Consider the following 21,081-nt stretch of genomic DNA (forward strand, 5'->3'; position numbering starts at 1 on the left):
CAAGCAGCTAAGCGCTGGACTGCCGGGTGACGACCGACGGCCCAGACAGGGGGCTGGTGATCACGCCAGGTGGGGCTTTGACCACGCTCGGGATGGCGTTCACCGCCGCGAACGCCGTGGCCGCGACACCGGGATTCACTCGGTCGTCGTGCGACTGCTCCAGGTGCAGTTCGAGGTTCATGTTGGGATTGCCGTTGACGCGGAAGACCATTCCACCTTGGCCTTCACGCGCCGGTTTGGGCCAACGATCGGGCCACGGCGTGCTACTGACCGTCGCGAAATACTGAACCGCGACGGCGGGGCGACCGCCCACGATGCCGGCGAGCTGCCACCGATGCGCACAGATCGTCCCCTCGGGGATGGCACCGAGTGCGGTCGGGAGGTCGGCCGGCGCGAGCAGCGTCTCCCAATCCAGTTCTATTCCATCGAGTTCGAATCCGAGGATGTCGGCGATGTAGGTCACCACCGTGCCCCAGTCCTTGTTGACCTTCCCCGACGCGATCCTCACCGGCACATGGCCGTCGGGCTTACCGAATCCCATCGACTCATGCAGGACGTCCCATATCGGGTATGACTTGTCGAGGTCGACCGCGTATTCGTCCATCCGGTACGAGTCGACCCGCCCCGCTCCGGCCAGCAGCGCTGTGGGGATGTTCAGGCTGATGAACCCCGGTTCGCTGCCGGTGGCATAGAACGTTGAATTACCCTGAGCGGCCGCCTTTTCCAGGGCTTCCCGCCATGGCGCGGGAGCGGCTCGGGGATAGATCATCGGGATCAGCGAGAACGTGACCACATTGACCCCGGCGTCGAGGTACGTGGCGATGTCGGAAATCACCTCTTCTTCGCGTCGAACGGCGGTCGCGCAATAGGTCACGCAGTCGGGTTGCAGCGCGAGAACGGCCGAGAGGTCATCGGTCGCACGTACTCCGACCGACGGTGCCCCGCACAGTTCGCCTGCGTCCATCCCGGCCTTTTCCGGTGTCGACACCTTCACCCCGACGAGATCGAGCGAGGGGTCCCCGATGACGGCGCGCAACGCCTCCCTACCGGTCAACCCGGTGCCGACGTGGACAACTCGATAGCGACGGCCGGAGAAGTCGGTCATGGTTGTCTCCCTCCTCACCCCTGCGGGGCAACAGTTCTCGTTATCGTGGGACTGACCTGGGATGGACCATGTCAGCGGTAGAACGGTCCCGGCTTGCCGGCTTTCTCGAGATGACCGTATGGGTCGTACAGGTTCACATCCGGATACGGGTTCTGACCGAAGGAGGGTCGCGACAGACCTGCCTCCCTCAGCCCGGACAACACGGCCAGCGGCACAGCGAACGACACCAGGCCCACAGTCACAGATATCACCAACTGCCGAGTCAGCGTCACCTTTGGGCGTCCCCGCCTCGCGGGCAACCAGCGCGCGAGTCGATTGATCAACACCAGTTCGCCACTCTCGTCCCGCACGCACATCACGGCGACCATGGCGAAGATCGGGGCGTCGTACACCGCCATGATCACGGGAAAGTGGATATGTCCGATGTGCAGTACCGGCCCGACGGCCTCTGTGTAGTAGAAGATTCCGGCTCTCATCCAGGTGAACTGGATGAGCCCATTGATCGGGATGGCGATGATCGTCGCACCGATGAACACCCGAAGCAGCCTGCGGGGCGCCAACCAGCCGGCGCGACGCATCAGCGAATCCAAGAGGCTGTCGTGCAGCTTCAAGAAGCCCAAGCCGTTCAGCAGGTAGTAAGCGGCGTAGCCCCCCAGGAACGCCAGCGCCGGTTCAAGGTTCGGTGAGATGTTCACGTACGGCCAGGACAGCGGGAAGTGCAACATGCGCGGATCGAATATCGCGAACGTCGCCCAGTTCGCCAATGGGTCCAACGCCCCGGTGATCAGACCGGCGAACGCAATGATGACCGCCCAGTGCACCTTCCGTTGCCGCCACGACAACCACGTCAGGACGGCGATCAGGCCGATCGCCAACGGGATCGAGCTGATGGATACGGCCAGCGGCCAGTTGTCGAAGCCGAGAAACGGCGGATACGGATCGGGGCCGGGATTCGGGTTCGCTCTCTTCGGGTCCCCGTGCAGACCTGTCTGAATGTTCGCGACCGTCACGATGGCGAAGGTGAGGTAGGCGATGAAGAACAGCGACCACCCGATCCTGGCAGGCCACGGCGAGATACGGGCCTCGGCCGGTTCTCCGTGAGCGGAGTTCGGCGTGCGGTCAACGGTATTGGTCACCTCAGACCACCACCGGAAGCGTGGCCCACCCTCTGACGCTGGTGGTGTGAGCGCGTTTGGCCGCCGCGTAATCGACTTCCCATTCCGGCCATCGGCTCAGAACCTCCTCGAGCGCGACGCGCGCTTGCATCCGCGCGAGCGCGGCGCCAAGGCAGAAGTGGATTCCGCGGCCGAATGACAAATGAGTGGCCCGCCGGTGGATGTCGAAACCGTCTGCGTCCGGGTACTGCCGCTCGTCCCGATTCGCCGATCCGTTGATCAGCAGCATCACCGAGCCCTCGGCGACCGTCTGGCCATAGAATTCAACATCATGAGCTACGTGTCGCGCCTGTACAGGCGACGGTGCCTCGTAGCGCAGCACCTCCTCGATCGCCGCGGGGATGAGACTGAAATCCGCCGCCAGTTCGCGGCGTTGGTCCGGATGATCCGAGAGCAGTTGTCCGGCAAAGCCGATCAGCCGCGTTGTCGTTTCGTTTCCCGCGCCGACGAGGGTGCCGGTATAGGTCAACACCTCTCCGCGGGTCAATCGCCTGCGGCTACCGTCGCGTTCCTCGATCTCGGCGTTGACCAGTTCGGTCATCAGATCATCTGATGGGTGGTCGTAACGCCAATCGATGAACTCCTCGAGCATCGAACCTTGTCGCGTCAGCATGTCGTCGGCCACATCGACCAGTTCGCCGTCTTTGAGTTCGAGAAGCCGGTCGGTGTTCTGGCGGATGGCGATCTGCCTGTCCTCCGGTATGCCCAACAGGTATCCGATGGTTCGCATCGGCATCCATGCTCCGAGGTCGGCGATGAAGTCGAAGGTCTCGGCGTTCTCCAGCGGTTCCAATGCGTGCCGGCAGAACTCTCGCGCCAGCGGTTCGATGGCAGCCATGCGCCGTGGCGTGAACACACCCGACAACAGACGACGGTGGAAGTCGTGGATCGGGGGGTCCTCGAACAGAATGATGCCCGGCGGTACCTCGACGCCGTTGAGAATGATGTCGATGGTGGTGCCCTTACCCGAGCGGTAAACCTCCCAGTTGGCCAGCTCGCGGGCGACGTCGGTGTGCCTGCTCAGCGCGTAGAAACCGTACTTGTCGTTGCGGTAGAGCGGCGCTTCGTTGCGCAGCCTCTTCCACACGGGGTAAGGATCGTCGTCGATGTCGAAGTCGAACGGGTCGTAGTACGGCTCAACCTTCACCCTGTAGGTCACACCGCGAGAATAGGCGTTATCGAAGACCGTCACGGTGGATTTCTCACCGGCCACCCTCCAGATACGTGCCCAGGTTCGCCAATGTCACGGCCGTCTACCGCGACCCACTCACGTATGAGAATATGGATTCTCGCATCGCAGAAAGGTCGGGTGCACCTAGGTAGAAACGGAATCGAAGGAGGCGGGAATGGCTCCAGCCGCCGTTCGCAGCTTCATCTTCGCCGTCGAGTTCCGCATCGCCGAATCCGAGCGCGTGGGACCGGTACTCGCGCAGCACGAGGAAAGTCTTCGCGATCTCGGTGCCCGATACGCGTTCGTGTACGAGTCGGTGGTCGAACCTGGGAAGGTCCTGGTCGTCATCGGTATCCGAACCGAACGGCCGCTGCTCGACCTCCTCCGTTCGCCGTATTTCTTCGACTGGTTCGACGCGGTCGGCATCGAGGATCTTCCCGCCGTCTTCGCAGGCGAAGTCGTCGAGCGCTTCGACCTCGGCGAACCACCCGCGCCGGGTACCGAGGTGTTGGTTGCCGCCGTCACCCGGATCCAGAACGTCGAGGTCTTCATGGCTCGCGTGCGCGAATCACTCGCCGAATTCGCCCGCTCAGGAATTCGCCGGACACTCGTGTACCGCGCCTTCGACACCCCTCGCGAAGTGCTCTTTCTCCATCAGCTTGCGACGGCTCGTACCGCGCTGCAGTGGGTCGCGAATTCCGACATCGCTTCTGAGTGGCTGACATCCGCCGGCGTCGGCGCGTATCCGCCCGTCTTCGTCGGGCGGTTCGTCCACGCGATGCGACTGGCCGAGACGGCCGGGACGGATCTGCACTGATGTACGTCTGCCTGTGTCTCGGCATAACGATCGAGGCGGTCTCAGATGCCGTCGCCTCAGGCGCCAAGACGTCGCGGCAGGTGTCCGACGCGTGCGGCACCGGATCGGACTGCGGTAGGTGCCGACGAACGATCCGCTCGATCATCAAATCCGCGGAAGCGGGCACGGAATCAGGTAGGAGAAGCACGGCATGAGCGATCGACACTCCAATATCGAGGGCGCGCGGATGCTCGTGATCGGCGCATCGTCGGGTATCGGCCACGCACTCGCGCGCGCGGCTCACACCAGGGGCGCCCGAGTCGCGCTCGCGGCCAGACGGGTCGAGCTCCTGTCCGGACTCGCGGAGCAACTCGACGGTTCCGCACACGAGCTCGACGTCTCCGATCCACGCGCCATCGAGCGGGTCGTCGACGAGGTGGCCATGATGTTCGGTCAGCTCGATGCGGTGGTATTCACCAGCGCTGTAGTGCCATTCGCGTTGATCGAGGAGACCGACGTCACGACGTGGCTACACGCCTACGCCGTCAACGCGGTAGGCGCGTCGCATGCGCTGCGTGCGGCCCTCCCCCACCTCACCGACGACGCGGTTGTGCTCGTCGCGTCGAGCCATGATGTCGGTAGGCCACGCGCGGGCGTCGCCGCCTACCATGCGAGCAAGGCCGCTCTGGACGAAATCCTGCGATCATGGCGGGCCGAGCATCCGGAACTGGCCGTCATCCGTGTCAGCGTCGGCCCGACGGAGGGCACTGAGATCCTCCGCGGGGCGGACCGCGACTTACTGGCCGATCTGTACCGGGCCTGGGCACAGGAGGGTCAGATTCCGGCGAAAATGTCCGGCGTCAATGACGTAGCCAACGCCATGCTGTCGTTGATCGCCATGTCTCGCGCCAACCCCACGGTCGTGAGCGACATCGTGCATCTGGCCCCCCGCCTGAGCACAGGCCGATAGAAGGGCTCCGTCAATGGATTTGGGCTTCGAAGGGGCGACCGCAGTCGTCACCGGCGGCAGTAAGGGGATGGGACTGGCGATCGCCGAAACGCTGGGCGCCGAAGGAGCGTCGGTGGCGATCATGGCGCGCGGACGACAGGGCCTCGACGCGGCGACCGAGCGGATCCGCGACGCCGGGGCGCCTGAGGTGCTCGCACTGAGCGTCGACATGGCCGACGCCGAGTCAATCGCGGCCGGGTACGCCGCAGTCAGCGAAGCCTGGGGCCGGCTCAATGCGTTGGTTCACACGGTCGGGCCGGGTGCCGGCACCTTCGACGAACTCGATGACGACGACTGGTATGCCGCCTTCGACCTGGGCACCATGGCGGCAGTCCGGTCGGTACGCGTGGCGCTGCCACTGCTGCGCGCCGCCGAGTGGGCACGCATCGTCACCCTGTCCGCACACTCGATCCAGCGTCAGAGCCCGCGGCTCGTCGCCTATACCGCGACGAAGGCGGCACTGTCGAGCTTCACCAAGAATCTATCGAAGAGCCTTGGGCCCGAAGGCATCCTCGTCAACTGCGTATGCCCGGGCACCATCGTGACCGCGAGCTTCACCGAGATCCTCAAGGACGTGCTGGCCGCCGAAGGACTGGACTCCGCGGACCCGCATGATGTGATGACATGGGTGGAGCGGACCTACGGGCACCCGTGTGACATCGGCCGGGCCGGGCTTCCCGAGGAGATCGCCTCAGCCATTGCGTATCTTGCATCACGACGGAACGGCTACGTCACGGGAGCCACGCTGAACGTCGACGGCGGCTCGGACTTCGTCTGACGGACCGATCAGCTGTTCCTCGACATCTCTGCGGCGGCCGTGTCGGCCCACTGCGCCTGGTGCCGGCCCATCGTCATGGCGCCGTTCCAACCGCCGTCGGTCCACAGCACCTCACCGCCGACATAACTGAACCGCGGGCTGCCGAGACAGACCAGCGGCCAGGCTTGTTCCTCGGCAGTCGAATACCGTCCGATCGGCCCGATGGCCTGATCGACGGTGTCCTTACCCATCAAGTCCTGGAAGGCCGGCATCATCGCCGTTTCGGTCGGGCCTGGGTTGATGCAGTTGATCCGGATACCGCGGCGACCGAGCTCGGGATACCACCAGCCCACCCAGGCGTCGATGATGTACTTCGAGTAGGCGTAACCGCTCCAGGACCACTTCTTCTCGTTCGCCCTCAGCCAATCGACGGCAGCATCGAACCCTTTGGTCTCGAGCAGCCCGGTGATGACCTTGATGTGGTCCTGCCAGCCGATCGCGGCCGACGACGAAATGACGCTGATGGCCGATCCTTTGGACATCTTCGGAACGAGCTGCTCGGCCAAGTGACGCGCCCCGACGAAGTTGACCAGAATCGTGTCCCATTCGCTGAACGGGGGGCCGGGCAGCCCCGCACAGCTGAAGAGCCCGTCGACGGGACCATCGATGGACGCCGCGACCTCTTCGATGCTCTTCGGGTCGCGCAGATCGATCTGTAGCGCGCGGGCGACGGAAACGGTCGTGGGTTTGATGTCCAGGGCGGTGACCGTCGCACCAAGCTCGACGAGGATTTGCGCGGTCGCCTGGCCCATGCCCGACGCCGCACCCGTCACGACCACCGACTTGCCCCGGTACCTCAGCACATCGTCCATGGCACGCTCCTGTCGAGAATTTCATTTACCGATTGTGAGAACCTACGTTATCACCGGTGTACTGTCGCACCGTGACGGTTTCGAAGGGGGCCGCCCCATGACCGCCGGCAGCCGCCCATTGCGCATCATTCAGTGGGCCACCGGCTCCGTCGGCTCCGAGATGATCACCACCATCCTCGATCACCGCCCCGACCTCGAGTTGGTCGGAGCCCGCGTGTATTCCGACGCCAAGAACGGGGTCGACATCGGGACGCTCGTCAACAGAGCTCCCATCGGCGTGACCGCCACCACCGATGTCGCCGCCATCCTCGCGCTGGACGCCGACCTCGTGTTGTACGCGCCGTCTTTCACCGATCTCGACGATGTCTGTGCGCTGCTCGAGAGCGGCAAGAACGTGGCAACGCCGTCATTTCTGTTCCATCCTCGGCGCATTCCCGAGGCCGACAGGGACAAGCTTCTGGCGGCGTGCGAGAAGGGCAACAGCACCATCCACGGCAGTGGCCTCAACCCGGGCAATCTGTCGGGTGTGCTGCCGCTGGCGCTGTCGGGCATGAGCCGCACAATCGAGCGCCTGACCCTGCAGGAGAGAGCTGATTGGACGCTGTGGGAGAGCACCGAAATCACTTTCGATGGAATGTGGTTCGGCCGACCGGTTGATGAGGTGACCCCCACCGCCAACAGTTACCTGAGTTTTCTGACGAAGCTGTTCGTCGAGCAGACCTGGTTCATCTCCGACAGCTTGAATGCCGACATCGACGGCGTCTCGGTGTCCCTGGAAACGGTGCCGGCGACCAAGGACCTCCATGTCTTCGATCACGTGGTGCGGCAGGGCAGCACGGCCGGACAGCGCTGGAATTTCATCGGTCATCGCCGCGGTGAGCCGCTGATCGAATTCGAAACGCTCTGGACCGTCGGCGGTGAATATCCCGACCACTGGCCGCAACCGCTCGATGGCTGGACACTGACCATCGAGGGTGACCCGTCCATGCGTACGCACTTCTTTCCGCTGGCCAGCTTCTCGCGCGAGGCATCGATCTCCGAGCACGTCCGCGCCGGTCTCATCACGGTGGCGATGCAGGTCGTCAACGCCATCCCGGCGGTCTGCGCGGCCCCCGCAGGATTCGCGACGATGGCGGACCTGCCCCTCATCCGTAGCTACACAGGATTCGGAAACAAGCCCTGACGTCGCTGGCCCAGCTAGCCCCTGCGGTTCGTCCAATGCGCGACGAACGGCGCGATGTCCGACAGGTCATAAAGCCCCGGCTCAGCCGCGACGACCGTGGGTATGGCGTTGATCGCATGCATCGCGGTGGCCAAGCACCCCTGTTCGGCGTGGTCTTCACCGGGAGAACCGATTTCGAGGTGTATTCGCATGTTCGGCTCGCCTTCGAACGCGAGATCGTATCCGGTCTCGTTCGGCCAGTGCGGGGCCAGATCATCAGCCATGCGGGTGAGATGCTCGACCGATAGGGTGGTCTCGCCGCAGTCGACGACCACGCCGAACCGCATCGCACCGACGGTGCCCGAGGGGATCTCGCCCGCGGCGACGGTCAACGCGCGCGGCGTCGTCACGACCTCACGGAAGCCATCGACCGCGCGGATTCGCAGTCCGAGCGCCTGAGCAAGAACCGTCGCACTACCGATCCAAGCGCTCGCCGCATACTCGGTGTTGGCGAGCAGTGGGGTGGTGTCGTCGGGTGCGTGCCCGAAACCCATGGCATTGAAGATCAAGTCGTGACTGGCGTAGGTGGAGTAATTGAGCACCTCGCGGACGCTGATCCGGTTCGTCTGCTGTGTGAGCCGCGACAGTAGAGGCGCGATCGACTCGCCGAAGAAGCCCGGGTACAGGCCCACCCCGAGGAATGATGATTTCCCTGCCTCGCAGGCATTTTCGATGTCGTCGGCCAGCGATTCGTGCAGTGACCGCGGATGGACGAACCTGCTACCCGTGGCGACAACATTCTTACCCGAAGCGAGCAGGTCACAGACATCGGCGAAGCAGCCCGGGGTGTTGGTCTCGACCTTGCCCATGTAGAGCACGACGTCAGCATCGGTGGCGATGAGGGCGTCGCGGTCGTCGCTGGTGACCACTCCGGCCTCACCGGCACCGCACAACGTGCCCGCGTCGACACCGGCTTTCGCCGGATCGTAGACCCGAACACCGACGACAGAGAGATCCGGCCGGCCGAGGATGTGGCGAAGCGCCATCATTCCGGTGACGCCGGTCGCCCATTGAATCACTCGCGTCATACGGGTGCTCCCTCAATTCCACACGACGTCGAGGCGAGGGGGCGACCGGAACATCGTTCCGGTGATGTAGGGCGCCGGCGCGTCGGGATCGAGCCGCAAGCCGGGCAATTCGTCGAACAAGGCGTTGAAGATTTTCGTGGTCTCGAGCCGAGCCAGATGCATGCCCAGGCAGACGTGGGCTCCGTGCGCGAACCCGATGTGCGGCTTGCGTTCCCGGAAGATGTCGAACTTCTCCGGTTCGGTCCACCGCGTTTCGTCGTGGTTCGCGCTGCCGAGACTGAGCATCATCGTCGCGCCCCTTGGTACGTGAACCCCGCCGATCTCGGTGTCGCAGGTGACCTCGCGCATGAAATTGAGCAGCGGGGTTTCCCAGCGAATGCCTTCCTCGATGGCCTGCGGCAGCAGGCTACGGTCGGCGCGAACCGCATCGAGCTGGTCGGGATGGGTGAGCAATGCGTAGGCCAGGCTGGCGGTCGAGCGTGACGTGGTTTCGGCGCCCGCGGGCAGTAGGTTGCGCATGAAACCGTAGATCTGTTCGTCGGACATCTTGACGCCGTTGATCTCCGCACCCGCGAGGATCGACACCATGTCGTCCGTGGGCGCTTTCCGCTTCTCGGCCAGAATCCCGACGAAGTACTCCTTCATCGTCGCCGACGCCCGCATCGCGCGGTCCATGTCGGCGCGGAAGCCCAGCAGGTCGATCGCGAGTCGGTGGAAATGCAGCACATCGGAATCGGGCAGACCCAATAGGGCAGCGATCACACGTACCGGAATCGGCATGAACACTGCGTCAACCAGGTCGGCCCGCTTGGCGGCCTTGATCTTCGCGATGGTCTGGTCGACGAGTGGACCGACCAGTTCGGTGTCCCACCGCTTCATCGACGAGCGAGCGAACGCGAACTCGTGCAACTTGCGATAGACCGCGTGTTCTGGCTCCTGCATCTCGAGGATGGTGGGACCCTGCAGTGGCCGCACGACGTCTTCGTAGCAGCGCGTGCTGAAGGTGATGTTGTCGGTGAAGATCGCCTTGACGGTGTCGAACGTGTACGCCGTGAAGGTCGACGGGCCGTCTCCCGAATTGCCGATCATGCCCATCTCGGGCCACCCCGCATGCACCGGCGCCTGTGCCCGCAGCTCCTTGAGGAGGGGGTACGGGGTGGCGTCACCGTCCGCGCCCATCCCGGCACTGAATTTGTCCTGAGCGTCTCGAATGCTCTGCTCGAGATCCTCGACGCTCGCCGGCTCGAACATGCGACGACTCCTCACTGCGGATCGGCCGCTCTCAACATACACCCTGGTGGTTGCGGACCTCCATCATGTACGTTTGGCCGAAGTCAAGCCATAGTCTCAGCGAAAAGCACACCGGGAGCGTTCGATTGGTAACTCGAGTCGTCCAATGGGCCACGGGCGCCGTCGGTCGCGCTGCACTGGCCGAACTGATCGAGAACCCTGATTTTCAATTGGCCGGCGTGCTGGTGTACGACCCGGCGAAGGCTGGACAGGACGCCGGCGCACTGTGCGGCCTCCCGCCGACCACGGGCGTGCTCGCCACCACCGACAAAGACGAGATCTTCGGACTCGGTGCTGACGTCGTCATCCACACCGCCAGCAAGGCCCATGCCGTCGACACCAACGCCGACGACATCTGCCGACTGCTCGCGGCGGGCACCGACGTCATCACGACGACGTCCTACAACCACCTGCCCACCTACGGCGCCGAGACCGAGGAGGCATTCGTCAAAGCATGTCGCGCTGGACAGTCCCGCTTCCACGCCGCGGGAGAGAATCCGGGGTTCATGTTCGAACGCCTGGTGGCGACCGTGACGGGACTGAGCAAGTCGATCGATCGAATCGACCTTTACGAAGCGACCGACGTCTCGGCGGTCGACAGCCGACCGATGCTCGTCGATCTCATGGGTATGGGTAGACCGCCCGAAGACGTCAGCGTCGACTCGCCGATCATCCAGAAGCTCGACATGGCCTACCGTCAGGCGCTCAACGCCACCGCCGACGTTCTCGGCGTCACACTGTCGCACGTCGAGGTTTCCGTCGATGCCACGACGCTTCCGCACGACCTCGAGGTGCCGGCAGGCACTATCGAGGCGGGAACGGTTGTCGGTCAACGGTTCTCATGGGTCGGGCACTGGGCAGGCCGCCCGCTGTTGGCGATCCACGAGGAATGGGTGCTTACCCGTGATCTGCCGCAGTGGGGACTCGAACCGCTCGCGCCAGGCGAGAAGGCGCCGCTGATCCGCGCCGTCATCAAGGGCGAACCGAGTTTCGAGCTCGCGCTCGACGTCGGCTGGGACGGCAAGGTGCCCAACGGGCAGCACGCGCAACCGGGGCATCTGATGATCGCGATGGGCGCAGTCAGGGCGATCCCTTACGTGAGGGCCCAGCCGCCGGGGATCGTCACGGCGCCGGTGTTCGGCGCGATCCAGCTGGGGAGCCGGCGCCGAAACTGAAGAAATACACGAAGTTCCGCTCGATTTTGCTACAAAAGCTCAGTTTCGGCGGGTGTCCGAACCGACCGCGCGTGAGATGTTGTCGCTCGGCGCCGCGTGGAACACGTGTCGGCTTCCATCCGGTAGCACTCGCCGCGCGATCAGGTAGTCGGAGCCCAGCCAACCCTGCCTGATGTAACGGCCGAACCGGAGGAACGTCCCTGGGGCTCCACTCGCCGACGGCACGAGCTTCACCTGCTCGATTCCGTGTTTGACCCCTTCACCGGTCAGCGGCCTCGCCGCCGCCAGACCCCGGGCGATCACGGTCGCGATGTCGTGGCACAGTCCCGGCATCGAGTGTGCCGGTCGGCGGCCGTAGCGTGCCTCGAACCGGTCCAGGAACGCCTGACCGACACGGTTGCGCTCGTCGTAGCTATCGAGACCGATCCAGCCGCGCAGGTGATGCATCCACTCGGCGTTGATGTGCGCCATCTCGAACGCCGTCGTGGTGTAGCGCGGCGGATCCCAGCCGGCACTCTCCAGGGCGTCCGAGAAGCCCCACAACCCGTGGCCGAATCCGACGTGAACAAGCGCATCGGGACGGGTGGCTCGGAGTTCGGCGACCACCGCCGTCTTGTCCGCTTCGACCTGAGGGATGGCCACCGTGGCGACGACCTTCAATCCCGCTGCGGAATACGCCTTCTCGGCGAACGCCAGATACTCCTTGCCGATTAGAGAGGCCTCATACGCGATGGCGATACGCGACCTTCCATCGCCGAGCATCACCGCGGCGAGCATGACCGGCTCCTCGGGCATCGATCCGTTGTTGAGCGCGAACGTCCACTCCCCCAGCGCCTCCTCCGATCCCGACAGGATGAGATTCGGAACCTTGGCAACGCGGGCGGCGTGCGCGGACAGCGGCACCGCGTTATCGGAGACGTACGGACCGAAGATCACCAGGCAGCCTTCGGCGACCAGCTCGTCGTAACCGCGTTCGACGGCGTGGTATGTGCCATTGGGCAGGCCGATGACGTCGCGCCGCACCACCTCGATCGGCCGGTCGACAAGCCCGGCGGACCCCGCTTCCTCGAACACCAGCCGCAACGTGTCCAGCGTGTCGTCCTCGGTGCTGGACCTGGTCGGATAGTCGTTGAGCAGGCCGACTTTCAGCGGGGCCACCGAACCGTATGCGCGGGCCCGTTCCTCTGCCATCCCCGCAACATACACAATGAATGTCGCTAGGATGCCCCTATGGCCAAGCGTGGTGGCACGGAATCCGAACGACGCGCTCGCGGAGATCAAACCCGTCGCCACCTCGTCGACGCCGGTCGCGTCCTGTTCGTGGAGAAGGGCTACTTCAACACCAGCATCGGCGACTTGGTCACGACTTCTGGCGTCGGCACCCGCGGCGCTTTCTATCACCACTTCAAGGACAAGGCCGAACTGTTCCGCGCGGTGTTCGAGGAGGTCGAGCGAGACCTCACATTGCGTTCGCTGTCCTCCCCGCCGCGCGGCGCGGACTCGTGGGAGCGACTCTGCGCAGGCCTTCACGGCTTTCTCGAGTCGGCACTCGAACCCGAAGTGCAGCGCATCATGTTGGTCGACGGGCCTGTCGTCTTGGGCTGGCGGACACTTCGCGCGATCCAGGAGGACAACAGCATCGCGTTGATCAACGAGATGGTGCACAACGCCATCGCCGAAGGCAGCATCGACGATCTGCCCGTCGCCGAGCTCACGCACATGCTCGTCGCATCGCTCGAGGAGGGCGCGCTTCTGGTGGCGCACGCCAAGAGCCCCGGCCGAGCACGCAGTCGTGCGGCACGGATTCTCGACCGGCTTCTGCTCAGCTTCGCGACGGAGCCGCGCAAAGTGGTCAGGCGGTAGTGGTGGTTGATTCGCGACTCGGGATGATGGCTTACCGTATGGAAATGAGCGTTTCCATTTTTGATTATTGTTCTTCTACCGAACTGATAATGTGGCTTCGCCCATGTCTGAAGGAGACCTGATGCCAGACGCGCCGCCACTGCGAGTCGCCGTAGTCGGAGCGTCTGCGGGTCTGGGCCGGTGCATCGGTATGGGCCTCGCGAAGAAGGGCGTCAGGGTTGCGTTCCTCGCTCGGCGTCGTGACCGCCTGGAGAACGCCGCCAAGGAGGCGGGCAGCGGTGCGGTGGCCGTCGCGTGTGACGTCACGGACGCGGATGCCTGTCAACGCGCCATGACAGCCGTCGTCGAAGAATTCGGCGGTCTCGACGCGCTGGTCTACACGACCGGCGTCGGTGTTCTCGCCCCGCTGACCGAGGTGACGGCCGAGCAGTGGGCAAATCTCTTCGCCACCAACGTCACCGGCGCCTCACTCATCACCGCGGCGGCTGCACCTCACCTGGCCGCCAACGCCGGTTCGGCGGTCTACCTTTCGTCGCTCAGCGCCTCCTACTCAGCCCCATGGCCCCTCCTGGGGGCCTACGCGGTATCAAAGGCAGCGCTGGACAAATTGGTCGAGGCCTGGCGGATCGAACACCCCAACATCGGCTTCACCCGCCTGGCGGTCGGCGACTGCTTCGGCGGCGAAGGCGATTCGCAGACCGAGTTCAACAAGACCTGGGATCCCGAAGCAATGGAGAAGGCGATCCGGTTGTGGATGGATCGCGGCGAGATGCAGGGCGGTCTTGTGGAGGCCGATCACCTCGTTGACGTCGTGCACAACGTACTTCGTTGCGGAAAAAGCAGTTTCATCCCATACCTGACATTGGCTCCCAGACCGTCGGGCGCGGTGGCCGAACTTCGACAGTGGTGAAGGACACTCGGTGACACACGAATCGCGCATGCTCATCGACGGCAAGCTCGTCGAATCAGAAACAGGCCGGCAGTTCGACAACATCAACCCCGCGACCGAGGAGGTCCTCGGCGGCACCGCCGACGGCACCCGCGCCGACATGGAACGAGCGGTGGCGGCCGCCCGCCACGCGTTCGACCACACCGACTGGTCGCGAGACGGACAGGCCCGTGCCGCCGGACTGCGTCAACTGCAGGCGGCGCTCGAGGCCGAGCGCGAGGAGATCCGCAGCGAACTCATCGCGGAGGCCGGCTGCCCGCTGCTGAGCACGTTCGGACCACAGCTCGACGTGCCACTCAAAGAAGCCCTGGGGTGGCCGGCCGATATGATCAGCCAGTTCCCTTGGAAGCGAACGCTTCCCGACAAGGATGCGTTCGGCATGGGCATCCTCGCCGCCCGTGAGGTGTGGAAGGAACCCGTCGGAGTCGTCGGCGTCGTCACGCCGTGGAACTTTCCGCTCGAGATCATCCTCAACAAGATCGGGCCGATTCTCGCCATGGGCAACACGATGGTGCTCAAGCCCGCTCCCGATACGCCGTGGAACGCCACCCGCATCGGCCGGATCATCGCCGAGCAGACCGACATTCCGCCTGGGGTGATCAATATCGTCACCTCGTCGGATCATCTGGTCGGCGAGGTGCTCTCGACCTCTCCCCTCGTCGACATGGTGGCCTTCACCGGATCGACGGCGACCGGCCGACGCATCATGAAGGCCGCCGCCGACACCGTCAAACCGACGTTCCTCGAACTCGGCGGCAAGTCGGTGTATCTGGTGCTCGACGACGACGGCGACATCAGTGCATCGGTCGGCGGCAGCGCGTTCATATCCATGCATGCCGGACAAGGCTGCGCCATGCCGACGCGGTTGCTGGTGCCCAACAGTCGCTACGCCGAGGCGGTCGAGATCGTCAAGGTCGCCATGGAGAAGAACAAGTACGGTGACCCGACCGACCCCTCCGTGCTGCAAGGCCCTCAGGTTTCGAAGCGCCAGCAGGACCGGGTGATGGGCTATATCGCCAAGGGTAAGCAGGAAGGGGCAAGGGTCGTCACCGGCGGCAACGTTCCTTCGCACCTCGAGAAGGGTTTCTTCGTCGAGCCAACGGTTTTCGCCGACGTCGACAACCGGATGACGATCGCCCAGGAGGAGATCTTCGGCCCGGTGCTGTCGGTCATCGGATTCGACGACGACGACGATGCGGTGCGCATCGCCAACGACTCCATCTACGGCTTGTCTGGTGTGGTGTTCGCCAACGATCTGGACCGGGCAAAGTCGGTCGCGAGCCGGATCCGCACGGGAACCCTCGGAATCAACGGCGGCCTCTGGTATGGCGCAGACGCCCCTTTCGGCGGCTACAAGCAATCCGGCATCGGACGGCAGTGCGGCATCGAAGGCCTCGAAATCTTCACCGAAACCAAGACTGTCGGCTGGCCGAAGGAGGCGTAGATGAAATCACGTGCGGCCGTGTTGCGCGGCGTGGGCATCGATTGGGAAGTCACCGACATCGAACTGGACCCGCCCCGCGCCGGCGAGGTTCTGGTCAAGATGGCCTACGCCGGGATCTGCCATTCCGACGAACACTTCTACACCGGCGACAGCGTGCCCAGTCCAGAGATGGAAGAACTGATGCGGGCCTCCGGCGTGCCGGTGCCCGAATGGTTCCCGATGCTCGGCGGGCACGAGGGAGCCGGCATCGTCGAAGACGTCGGTCCTGAGGTGAAGACGCTCAAACCCGGTGACCACGTGGCGGTCTCGTTCTTCCCCTCATGTGGCACCTGCCGCTGGTGCGTGACCGGGCACACCTATCTGTGCGACGTCGGCGCCGACATCTACAGCAAGGCCATGACCACCGACGGCACGTGCAGGCGCCACCTCGGCGACGAGGACCTGATGGCAATGATGCAGGTCGGCACCTTCTCCGAGTACGTGGTGGCGTCCGAACGCTCGCTGGTCAAGATCAACGACTGGGTACCGTTGGAAGCGGCCTCACTCGTATCCTGCGGCGTCACAACCGGTTTCGGTTCCGGCTCGGTGGCGGCAGGAACCGAACCCGGCGACACCGTCGTGGTGGTGGGTGTGGGCGGCATCGGTATGAACGCCGTGCAGGGCGCGAAGGTCGCCGGCGCCAAGCACATCGTCGCCGTCGACCCCAACGAGTTCAAACGCGAGATCGCTCCCACCTTCGGCGCCACTCACACCGCCGTCGACGCCGTTTCCGCTCTGGAACTGGTCAAGGAGATCACCTGGGGCGTCATGGCCGACCGCGTCGTACTGACGCCGGGAGTTGTGCCGGCCGACCTCGTGATGGTGGCGCTGATGCTGTTGCGCAAGGGCGGCACCTGCGTCCTCACCGGCATGGCGAAAGTCAGCGACTTGATGGTCCCGCTGAGCCTGCCCGACATGGTGAGTTCCTGTAAGACCCTCAAAGGGGTCCTCTACGGCGAGATGAACCCCCGCGAAGCCATGCCGAGACTGCTGTCGATGTACGAGGCGGGCACCCTCAAGCTCGACGAACTGATAACGCAGAAGTACAAGCTGGACGACATCAACGAGGCGATGAAGGATCTGAGATCCGGAAGCAACATCCGCGGGGTCATCGCCTTTTAGCACGCGGGCCGCGACGGCGTTTCGGAACGACTCGCAGCCATGCAGGGTAGAGTCGGTTTCATTCAGGGGCTGAGCCCACGCCTCACAGTGAATGTGCGTGAGTGCAGGGGTGTGATGGTTTCCATTTCCGACGTGGCTTTCCACGGTGACCGATGACCAGCGACAGGACCGTGAGAACTGAGGCGCCCGGCGAAGCAGCCGGCTGGCAGTCCGTTCCTCACCCCGTGGTCATGGTCGACCGCGACGGTGTCATACGGGGACTGAGCGACTCTGCGCGCTCCCTCTTGCCAGATGCCGAGGTCGGGGTCGGGTTCGCGGACACGGCACCGCCGTGGTTGACGTGCGCCCATGACCGATTTCTGCGAGACGCGTCGGCCGACGTCGCGCAGGCGTCGGCCATCGGGGAGCTCACAGGGCGCGATTTCGAGGCACGCCCGTCGGCGCTGGCCGGCGGCGAGGTCGCGTGGTGGCTGGTCGAAGACACCCACCGGACTCTGCAGGACGCGCACGAGGAGCTCGCCAGGGAACGCGGGCGCGCCGCGCTGCTCGACGACGTCTCTGCGGTTCTGATGGCATCGCTGAATTTCGAACGCTGCATGGAGGCGACCGCGCAGATGGCGGAGCGTCATCTGGCGGACGCCGCGGTGGTCGTCGCACCTGTCAGGGGTGAGCGGATGCCTGTCGTCTGCAGCGGAGCCGACGGTGCCGCAGAACACCGCAGCGTCGAGGCCGACCCCGCCGAGGTGTCGGGCCTGCGCGAGGCCCTTCGCGGGTTCCCGCCGGTCCCGTCGCGCTGGATCGACCCCGCGTCGGTGCCCGCATGGTTGATTCCATCGCACTTCGTCGGGCAGGTCGGGTCGGTCCTGATCACACCGCTGCCCGGCCACGGTGTTCCGGCAGGCGCACTCGTGTTGTTGCGCCGCGACTCGCACACGGCATTCAGCGAGAACGAGGAACGGTTCGCGCGGCTGTTCGCATCACGTGCGGGTGCGGCGCTCTCCGCGGCGCGGTTGTATGCCGAACAGTCGGCGATCACCCGCACCCTGATGCGCGAACTGCTGCCCCCTCCGTTGACACCGAACGGGGATTTCGAGCTCGCAGGCGGCTACCGCGCGTCGGCAGACCACGAGCTGGTCGGCGGCGACTTCTACGACGTCCATCCCGCCGTGGACGCCGACGGCGAAACCCTTGTCGTTCTCGGTGACGTCTGCGGCAAGGGCCTGGAGGCCGCTGTACTCAGCGGCAAGATCCGCAACACGCTGCAAGCGCTCGCGCCACTGGCCGATCAGCACGAAGCGGTGCTCAAACTCCTCAACAGTGCGCTGTTGACCCCCGACAACAGCCGTTTCGCCACGGTGGTGCTCGCCTCCGTCGCGCACCGCGACGGTCAGTTGAAGCTGCGGCTGACCTGCGCCGGGCACCCACCCCCGCTGATCGTGCGGAACGACGGGACGGTGGAGCAGACGGACACCCGCGGCATGTTGGTCGGCGCGCTGCCGCAGTTCAAAGCGCGCTCGACCGAGGTCTCGCTCGCCCCCGGCGAGACGTGCCTGCTCTACACCGACGGCCTGTCCGAAGCCCGGGGCGGCCCACTCGGCCAGGAGGCCTTCGGCGAGGAACGCCTGATCGGTGCGTTGGCGCAATGCGCGGCGCTGCCCGCCGAAGCGGTTGTCGAGCGGATGATGATGCTTGCCTCGCAGTGGGTAACCGATCGGGAACACGACGACATGGCCGTCGTGGCCATCACGGCGCCGCGCCGGACACATCTCAGTGCGGTCGACGGCCACACTGCAGGCAGGTATATAGCGTGAGCAGACCGGACATCGGCGCGGGAACAGCCGCGACCGATCCCGCAGCGGTGCGCGAGCGACTGTGGAAGGCGGCGCTCGACGGTGACGAACAGGCCGCGGTTGCAGTCCTCTTCGCGGCGGTGGACGCAGGACTGACGCCCGAGGATGCGCTACTCGAGGTGATCGCGCCCGTCCAACGCAGGGTCGGCGCGGAATGGGCGGCCAACCGGATCACCGTCGCCCAGGAGCACGCGGCCACCGCGATCAACGACCGCGTCATCGCGGCTCTGTCGCAGCACCCCTCCGGCGGATCCACCGACGAGGCCGGGCGGGTCACCGTGGCCTGCGTGGACGGGGAATGGCACGCGCTACCCGCCCGGCTGCTCGCGGAAGTTCTGCGCCTGCGCGGCTGGCGGGTGGACTTTCTCGGCGCCCAGGTGCCGACGCCGCACCTGATCGCGCATCTGCATCAGCACGCGCCCGACGCGGTCGCGCTGTCGTGCTCGATCCCGACCCGCCTGCCCACCGCGCACGCCGCGATCACGGCGTGCCAGGCGGCGGGCGTCTCGGTGCTCGTCGGCGGCGCCGCGTTCGGCCCCGACGGCCGCTACGCACGGCTTCTCGGTGCCGACGCGTGGGCCCCGGATGCCCGGGCCGCCGCGCAATGCCTGCGCGCCGACATCGGTCGACTACGCCTCACCCCGAACCGGCAGGCGGCGGAGCAGCTACCGCACCTGGCCGACCAGGAGTATTCGATGGTCAGCACCGCCAAACCGCAACTGGTCAAGTCCACCGTCGCCGAGTTGGAGAACCGCTTCCCCGCGATGCGGGACTACAGCGAGGCGCAACGCGAACACACCACCGAGGACATCGCGCACATCGTCGACTTCCTCGCGACCGCCCTCTACATCGACGACCACGAGTTGTTCACCGGGTTCATCATGTGGACGGCCGAGGTGCTCAGTTCCCGTGACGTACCCGCGGCTTCGCTGATCCCCGCACTGGAGCTGCTGTCCGCTCAGCTGCAAGACTTTCCCCGAGCTCAGCGCCACCTGGCCGCTGCGCGCACCGCCCTGGCCCCCGACACCACATCGATCGCATGAAACTCACCTTGAAGTCTGACGTCACGACTCCCTCGGCACGCATCCACGTCGCCGGCGACCTCGACTACGGACACACCGCTCCCCTGGTCGATGCCGTCTCCGAGCTCCTCACCACCAACACCGGCGTGAAAGATCTGCACCTCGACTTCACCGAGCTGGCGTTCCTGGATTCCACCGGGCTGTCGGCGCTGCTGGTGATCCACCGGGAGGTAGCACGCTCCGGTGTCCTGCTGCACCTCGACAACCGGCCACGACAGCTCGACCGCGTCCTCGAGATCACCGGCCTGCTCGAACATCTGACGTCGGGTGAGGCCACCGCTTCCCCACGTCCGGACGAAATCGAGATCGGTTGAGCGACATGGTCGGTCGGGTGTCCGCGCTACAGCGCTACCCCGTGAAATCGATGCTCGGAGAGGTACGCGACCGGGTCCGGATCGGGCCGCTGGGCGTCGACGGCGACCGCCGGTACGCCCTCATCGACGAGGAGACCGGACGTGTCGCCACCGCCAAGCACCCGCGGCGATGGAGCACCCTGTTGCAGTGCGCGTCGACGACCGGCGAGGACGGAAGCGTCACGGTTACCCTGCCCGACGGGCGAAGTATGCCGGTCACCGAGGCGGCCGAGCCGCTGTCCGACCTGCTCGGGCGCACAGTGCATGTCGCCGACGAGCGGGCTGCCGGCGTGGTTCTCGAGCGGTCCGACCCGCTGGAGGTGCTCGCACACGGCATCGACGCCGAGTTCGATCCGGTGCTGCTCGAACTCGGGCAGGGTGCACCCGGCGGCGCGTTCGTCGACCACTCGCCGGTGCATCTGATCACCACTGCCACGCTCGACGCGATCGGCGTGGGCGCGGCTGAGGCGCTGCGGTACCGACCCAACGTCGTCATCGACGTCGGGTCCGAGCCCTTCGTCGAGAACGAATGGGTGGGAGCCCAAATCGAGCTCGGTGAGGCCACGCTACGCGTCACCCTGCCCACCCCACGCTGCGCCGTTCCGACACTGCGACATGGTGCGACCGAACGACTTCCGGATGCCGTGCGGTACCTGCTGGACCACAATCGCGTCGAGGTGCCGGGCTTCGGTAAGGCGCCGTGTGCGGGGGTCTACGCCGAGGTGGTCGCCGTCGGCACCGTCAGTACCGGCGACAAGGTGCGCGTCGAATAGCTCCTT

At 65.2% G+C, this 21,081-nt stretch carries 21 protein-coding genes; 14 read left to right on the top strand and 7 right to left on the bottom strand.

The features are described 5' to 3' along the window. Positions 1–7: 7 nt before the first annotated feature. The 3 genes from A5759_RS01045 to A5759_RS01055 all read right to left on the bottom strand — a co-directional run bounded on the left by A5759_RS01045 (position 8) and on the right by A5759_RS01055 (position 3,439). The gene (locus A5759_RS01045) at positions 8–1,105 is read right to left on the bottom strand and encodes a dihydrodipicolinate reductase (protein ID WP_197505914.1); all 1,098 of its coding nucleotides are present in this window, start codon (positions 1,103–1,105) and stop codon (positions 8–10) included. Between the two features lie 71 nt (positions 1,106–1,176). Then, positions 1,177–2,241 (bottom strand): spirocyclase AveC family protein, encoded by a 1,065-nt coding sequence (locus A5759_RS01050; RefSeq protein WP_068192782.1) that lies wholly within the window; start codon positions 2,239–2,241, stop codon positions 1,177–1,179. A gap of 1 nt (position 2,242) precedes the next feature. Continuing rightward, positions 2,243–3,439 (bottom strand): cytochrome P450, encoded by a 1,197-nt coding sequence (locus tag A5759_RS01055; RefSeq protein WP_068192933.1) that lies wholly within the window; start codon positions 3,437–3,439, stop codon positions 2,243–2,245. 187 nt (positions 3,440–3,626) lie between these two features. Here A5759_RS01055 and A5759_RS01060 point away from each other — a divergent pair, with 187 nt between their 5' ends. From A5759_RS01060 to A5759_RS01070, 4 genes are read left to right on the top strand one after another with little or no spacing between them, the layout of a single operon-like run. Beyond that, the gene (locus A5759_RS01060) at positions 3,627–4,268 is read left to right on the top strand and encodes a hypothetical protein (RefSeq protein ID WP_068192785.1); all 642 of its coding nucleotides are present in this window, start codon (positions 3,627–3,629) and stop codon (positions 4,266–4,268) included. Continuing rightward, complete coding sequence (locus tag A5759_RS25435) at positions 4,268–4,462, top strand: bacterioferritin-associated ferredoxin (protein ID WP_082961901.1); 195 nt, start codon at positions 4,268–4,270, stop codon at positions 4,460–4,462. The genes A5759_RS01060 and A5759_RS25435 overlap by 1 nt, the downstream gene beginning before the upstream one ends. Continuing rightward, positions 4,459–5,217, top strand: coding sequence for an SDR family oxidoreductase (locus tag A5759_RS01065; protein WP_068192788.1), 759 nt, complete (start codon positions 4,459–4,461; stop codon positions 5,215–5,217). The genes A5759_RS25435 and A5759_RS01065 overlap by 4 nt, the downstream gene beginning before the upstream one ends. Before the next feature lie 13 nt (positions 5,218–5,230). Next, positions 5,231–6,034 (top strand): SDR family NAD(P)-dependent oxidoreductase, encoded by an 804-nt coding sequence (locus A5759_RS01070; RefSeq protein WP_068192790.1) that lies wholly within the window; start codon positions 5,231–5,233, stop codon positions 6,032–6,034. An 8-nt stretch (positions 6,035–6,042) separates the two neighbouring features. Here the strand turns inward: A5759_RS01070 and A5759_RS01075 are convergent, their stop codons facing one another. After that, complete coding sequence (locus tag A5759_RS01075; RefSeq protein ID WP_068192793.1) at positions 6,043–6,885, bottom strand: SDR family oxidoreductase; 843 nt, start codon at positions 6,883–6,885, stop codon at positions 6,043–6,045. A 97-nt stretch (positions 6,886–6,982) separates the two neighbouring features. Between A5759_RS01075 and A5759_RS01080 the strand changes: the two genes are divergently transcribed. After that, positions 6,983–8,068, top strand: a complete 1,086-nt coding sequence (locus tag A5759_RS01080) for a dihydrodipicolinate reductase (RefSeq protein ID WP_068192796.1) — start codon at positions 6,983–6,985, stop codon at positions 8,066–8,068. A gap of 14 nt (positions 8,069–8,082) precedes the next feature. Here A5759_RS01080 and A5759_RS01085 read toward each other — a convergent pair whose 3' ends face one another. After that, the gene (locus tag A5759_RS01085) at positions 8,083–9,135 is read right to left on the bottom strand and encodes a dihydrodipicolinate reductase (RefSeq protein WP_068192798.1); all 1,053 of its coding nucleotides are present in this window, start codon (positions 9,133–9,135) and stop codon (positions 8,083–8,085) included. 12 nt (positions 9,136–9,147) lie between these two features. Next, positions 9,148–10,386, bottom strand: a complete 1,239-nt coding sequence (locus A5759_RS01090) for a cytochrome P450 (protein ID WP_068192801.1) — start codon at positions 10,384–10,386, stop codon at positions 9,148–9,150. A 125-nt stretch (positions 10,387–10,511) separates the two neighbouring features. On the opposite strand from A5759_RS01090, the gene A5759_RS01095 reads away from it, so the two are divergent. Continuing rightward, positions 10,512–11,600: a dihydrodipicolinate synthase gene (locus A5759_RS01095; protein WP_068192804.1), complete on the top strand. Its 1,089-nt coding sequence runs from the start codon at positions 10,512–10,514 to the stop codon at positions 11,598–11,600. A gap of 39 nt (positions 11,601–11,639) precedes the next feature. Here the strand turns inward: A5759_RS01095 and A5759_RS01100 are convergent, their stop codons facing one another. Beyond that, a complete protein-coding gene (locus tag A5759_RS01100; protein ID WP_068192807.1) occupies positions 11,640–12,791 on the bottom strand; it encodes an ABC transporter substrate-binding protein in 1,152 nt (383 codons plus the stop codon). A 39-nt stretch (positions 12,792–12,830) separates the two neighbouring features. Here A5759_RS01100 and A5759_RS01105 point away from each other — a divergent pair, with 39 nt between their 5' ends. From A5759_RS01105 to A5759_RS01140, 8 genes are all read left to right on the top strand, one after another. Further along, positions 12,831–13,463 (top strand): TetR/AcrR family transcriptional regulator, encoded by a 633-nt coding sequence (locus A5759_RS01105; protein ID WP_068192810.1) that lies wholly within the window; start codon positions 12,831–12,833, stop codon positions 13,461–13,463. A 121-nt stretch (positions 13,464–13,584) separates the two neighbouring features. Beyond that, positions 13,585–14,373 carry an SDR family oxidoreductase gene (locus A5759_RS01110; protein WP_156616762.1) on the top strand — a complete coding sequence of 263 codons (789 nt, stop codon included), beginning with the start codon at positions 13,585–13,587 and terminating at the stop codon, positions 14,371–14,373. Positions 14,374–14,401: 28 nt separating this feature from the next. Then, positions 14,402–15,856: an aldehyde dehydrogenase family protein gene (locus A5759_RS01115; RefSeq protein ID WP_068192936.1), complete on the top strand. Its 1,455-nt coding sequence runs from the start codon at positions 14,402–14,404 to the stop codon at positions 15,854–15,856. Next, a complete protein-coding gene (locus tag A5759_RS01120) occupies positions 15,857–17,017 on the top strand; it encodes an NDMA-dependent alcohol dehydrogenase (RefSeq protein ID WP_068192816.1) in 1,161 nt (386 codons plus the stop codon). A gap of 152 nt (positions 17,018–17,169) precedes the next feature. Continuing rightward, positions 17,170–18,828, top strand: a complete 1,659-nt coding sequence (locus tag A5759_RS01125; protein WP_068192819.1) for a PP2C family protein-serine/threonine phosphatase — start codon at positions 17,170–17,172, stop codon at positions 18,826–18,828. Then, positions 18,825–19,910: a B12-binding domain-containing protein gene (locus A5759_RS01130; RefSeq protein ID WP_068192822.1), complete on the top strand. Its 1,086-nt coding sequence runs from the start codon at positions 18,825–18,827 to the stop codon at positions 19,908–19,910. The genes A5759_RS01125 and A5759_RS01130 overlap by 4 nt, the downstream gene beginning before the upstream one ends. Next, positions 19,907–20,263, top strand: coding sequence for an STAS domain-containing protein (locus A5759_RS01135; RefSeq protein WP_068192825.1), 357 nt, complete (start codon positions 19,907–19,909; stop codon positions 20,261–20,263). Before A5759_RS01130 ends, A5759_RS01135 begins: the two co-directional genes overlap by 4 nt. Positions 20,264–20,280: 17 nt before the next feature. Then, a complete protein-coding gene (locus tag A5759_RS01140) occupies positions 20,281–21,075 on the top strand; it encodes an MOSC domain-containing protein (protein WP_231984496.1) in 795 nt (264 codons plus the stop codon). The last annotated feature ends 6 nt before the right edge of the window (positions 21,076–21,081 follow it).

This window comes from Mycobacterium sp. 852014-52144_SCH5372336, assembly GCF_001665615.1.
Lineage (GTDB): Bacteria > Actinomycetota > Actinomycetes > Mycobacteriales > Mycobacteriaceae > Mycobacterium > Mycobacterium neumannii_A.

Excerpts from the sequence above, each read along its gene's own strand:
- A5759_RS01045 (WP_197505914.1), bottom strand. The coding sequence starts at position 1,105 with ATGACCGACTTCTCCGGCCGTCGCTATCGAGTTGTCCACGTCGGCACC.
- A5759_RS01060 (WP_068192785.1), top strand. The coding sequence starts at position 3,627 with ATGGCTCCAGCCGCCGTTCGCAGCTTCATCTTCGCCGTCGAGTTCCGC.
- A5759_RS25435 (WP_082961901.1), top strand. The coding sequence starts at position 4,268 with ATGTACGTCTGCCTGTGTCTCGGCATAACGATCGAGGCGGTCTCAGAT.
- A5759_RS01065 (WP_068192788.1), top strand. The coding sequence starts at position 4,459 with ATGAGCGATCGACACTCCAATATCGAGGGCGCGCGGATGCTCGTGATC.
- A5759_RS01070 (WP_068192790.1), top strand. The coding sequence starts at position 5,231 with ATGGATTTGGGCTTCGAAGGGGCGACCGCAGTCGTCACCGGCGGCAGT.
- A5759_RS01075 (WP_068192793.1), bottom strand. The coding sequence starts at position 6,885 with ATGGACGATGTGCTGAGGTACCGGGGCAAGTCGGTGGTCGTGACGGGT.
- A5759_RS01080 (WP_068192796.1), top strand. The coding sequence starts at position 6,983 with ATGACCGCCGGCAGCCGCCCATTGCGCATCATTCAGTGGGCCACCGGC.
- A5759_RS01085 (WP_068192798.1), bottom strand. The coding sequence starts at position 9,135 with ATGACGCGAGTGATTCAATGGGCGACCGGCGTCACCGGAATGATGGCG.
- A5759_RS01090 (WP_068192801.1), bottom strand. The coding sequence starts at position 10,386 with ATGTTCGAGCCGGCGAGCGTCGAGGATCTCGAGCAGAGCATTCGAGAC.
- A5759_RS01100 (WP_068192807.1), bottom strand. The coding sequence starts at position 12,791 with ATGGCAGAGGAACGGGCCCGCGCATACGGTTCGGTGGCCCCGCTGAAA.
- A5759_RS01105 (WP_068192810.1), top strand. The coding sequence starts at position 12,831 with ATGGCCAAGCGTGGTGGCACGGAATCCGAACGACGCGCTCGCGGAGAT.
- A5759_RS01110 (WP_156616762.1), top strand. The coding sequence starts at position 13,585 with ATGCCAGACGCGCCGCCACTGCGAGTCGCCGTAGTCGGAGCGTCTGCG.
- A5759_RS01115 (WP_068192936.1), top strand. The coding sequence starts at position 14,402 with ATGCTCATCGACGGCAAGCTCGTCGAATCAGAAACAGGCCGGCAGTTC.
- A5759_RS01120 (WP_068192816.1), top strand. The coding sequence starts at position 15,857 with ATGAAATCACGTGCGGCCGTGTTGCGCGGCGTGGGCATCGATTGGGAA.
- A5759_RS01125 (WP_068192819.1), top strand. The coding sequence starts at position 17,170 with ATGACCAGCGACAGGACCGTGAGAACTGAGGCGCCCGGCGAAGCAGCC.
- A5759_RS01135 (WP_068192825.1), top strand. The coding sequence starts at position 19,907 with ATGAAACTCACCTTGAAGTCTGACGTCACGACTCCCTCGGCACGCATC.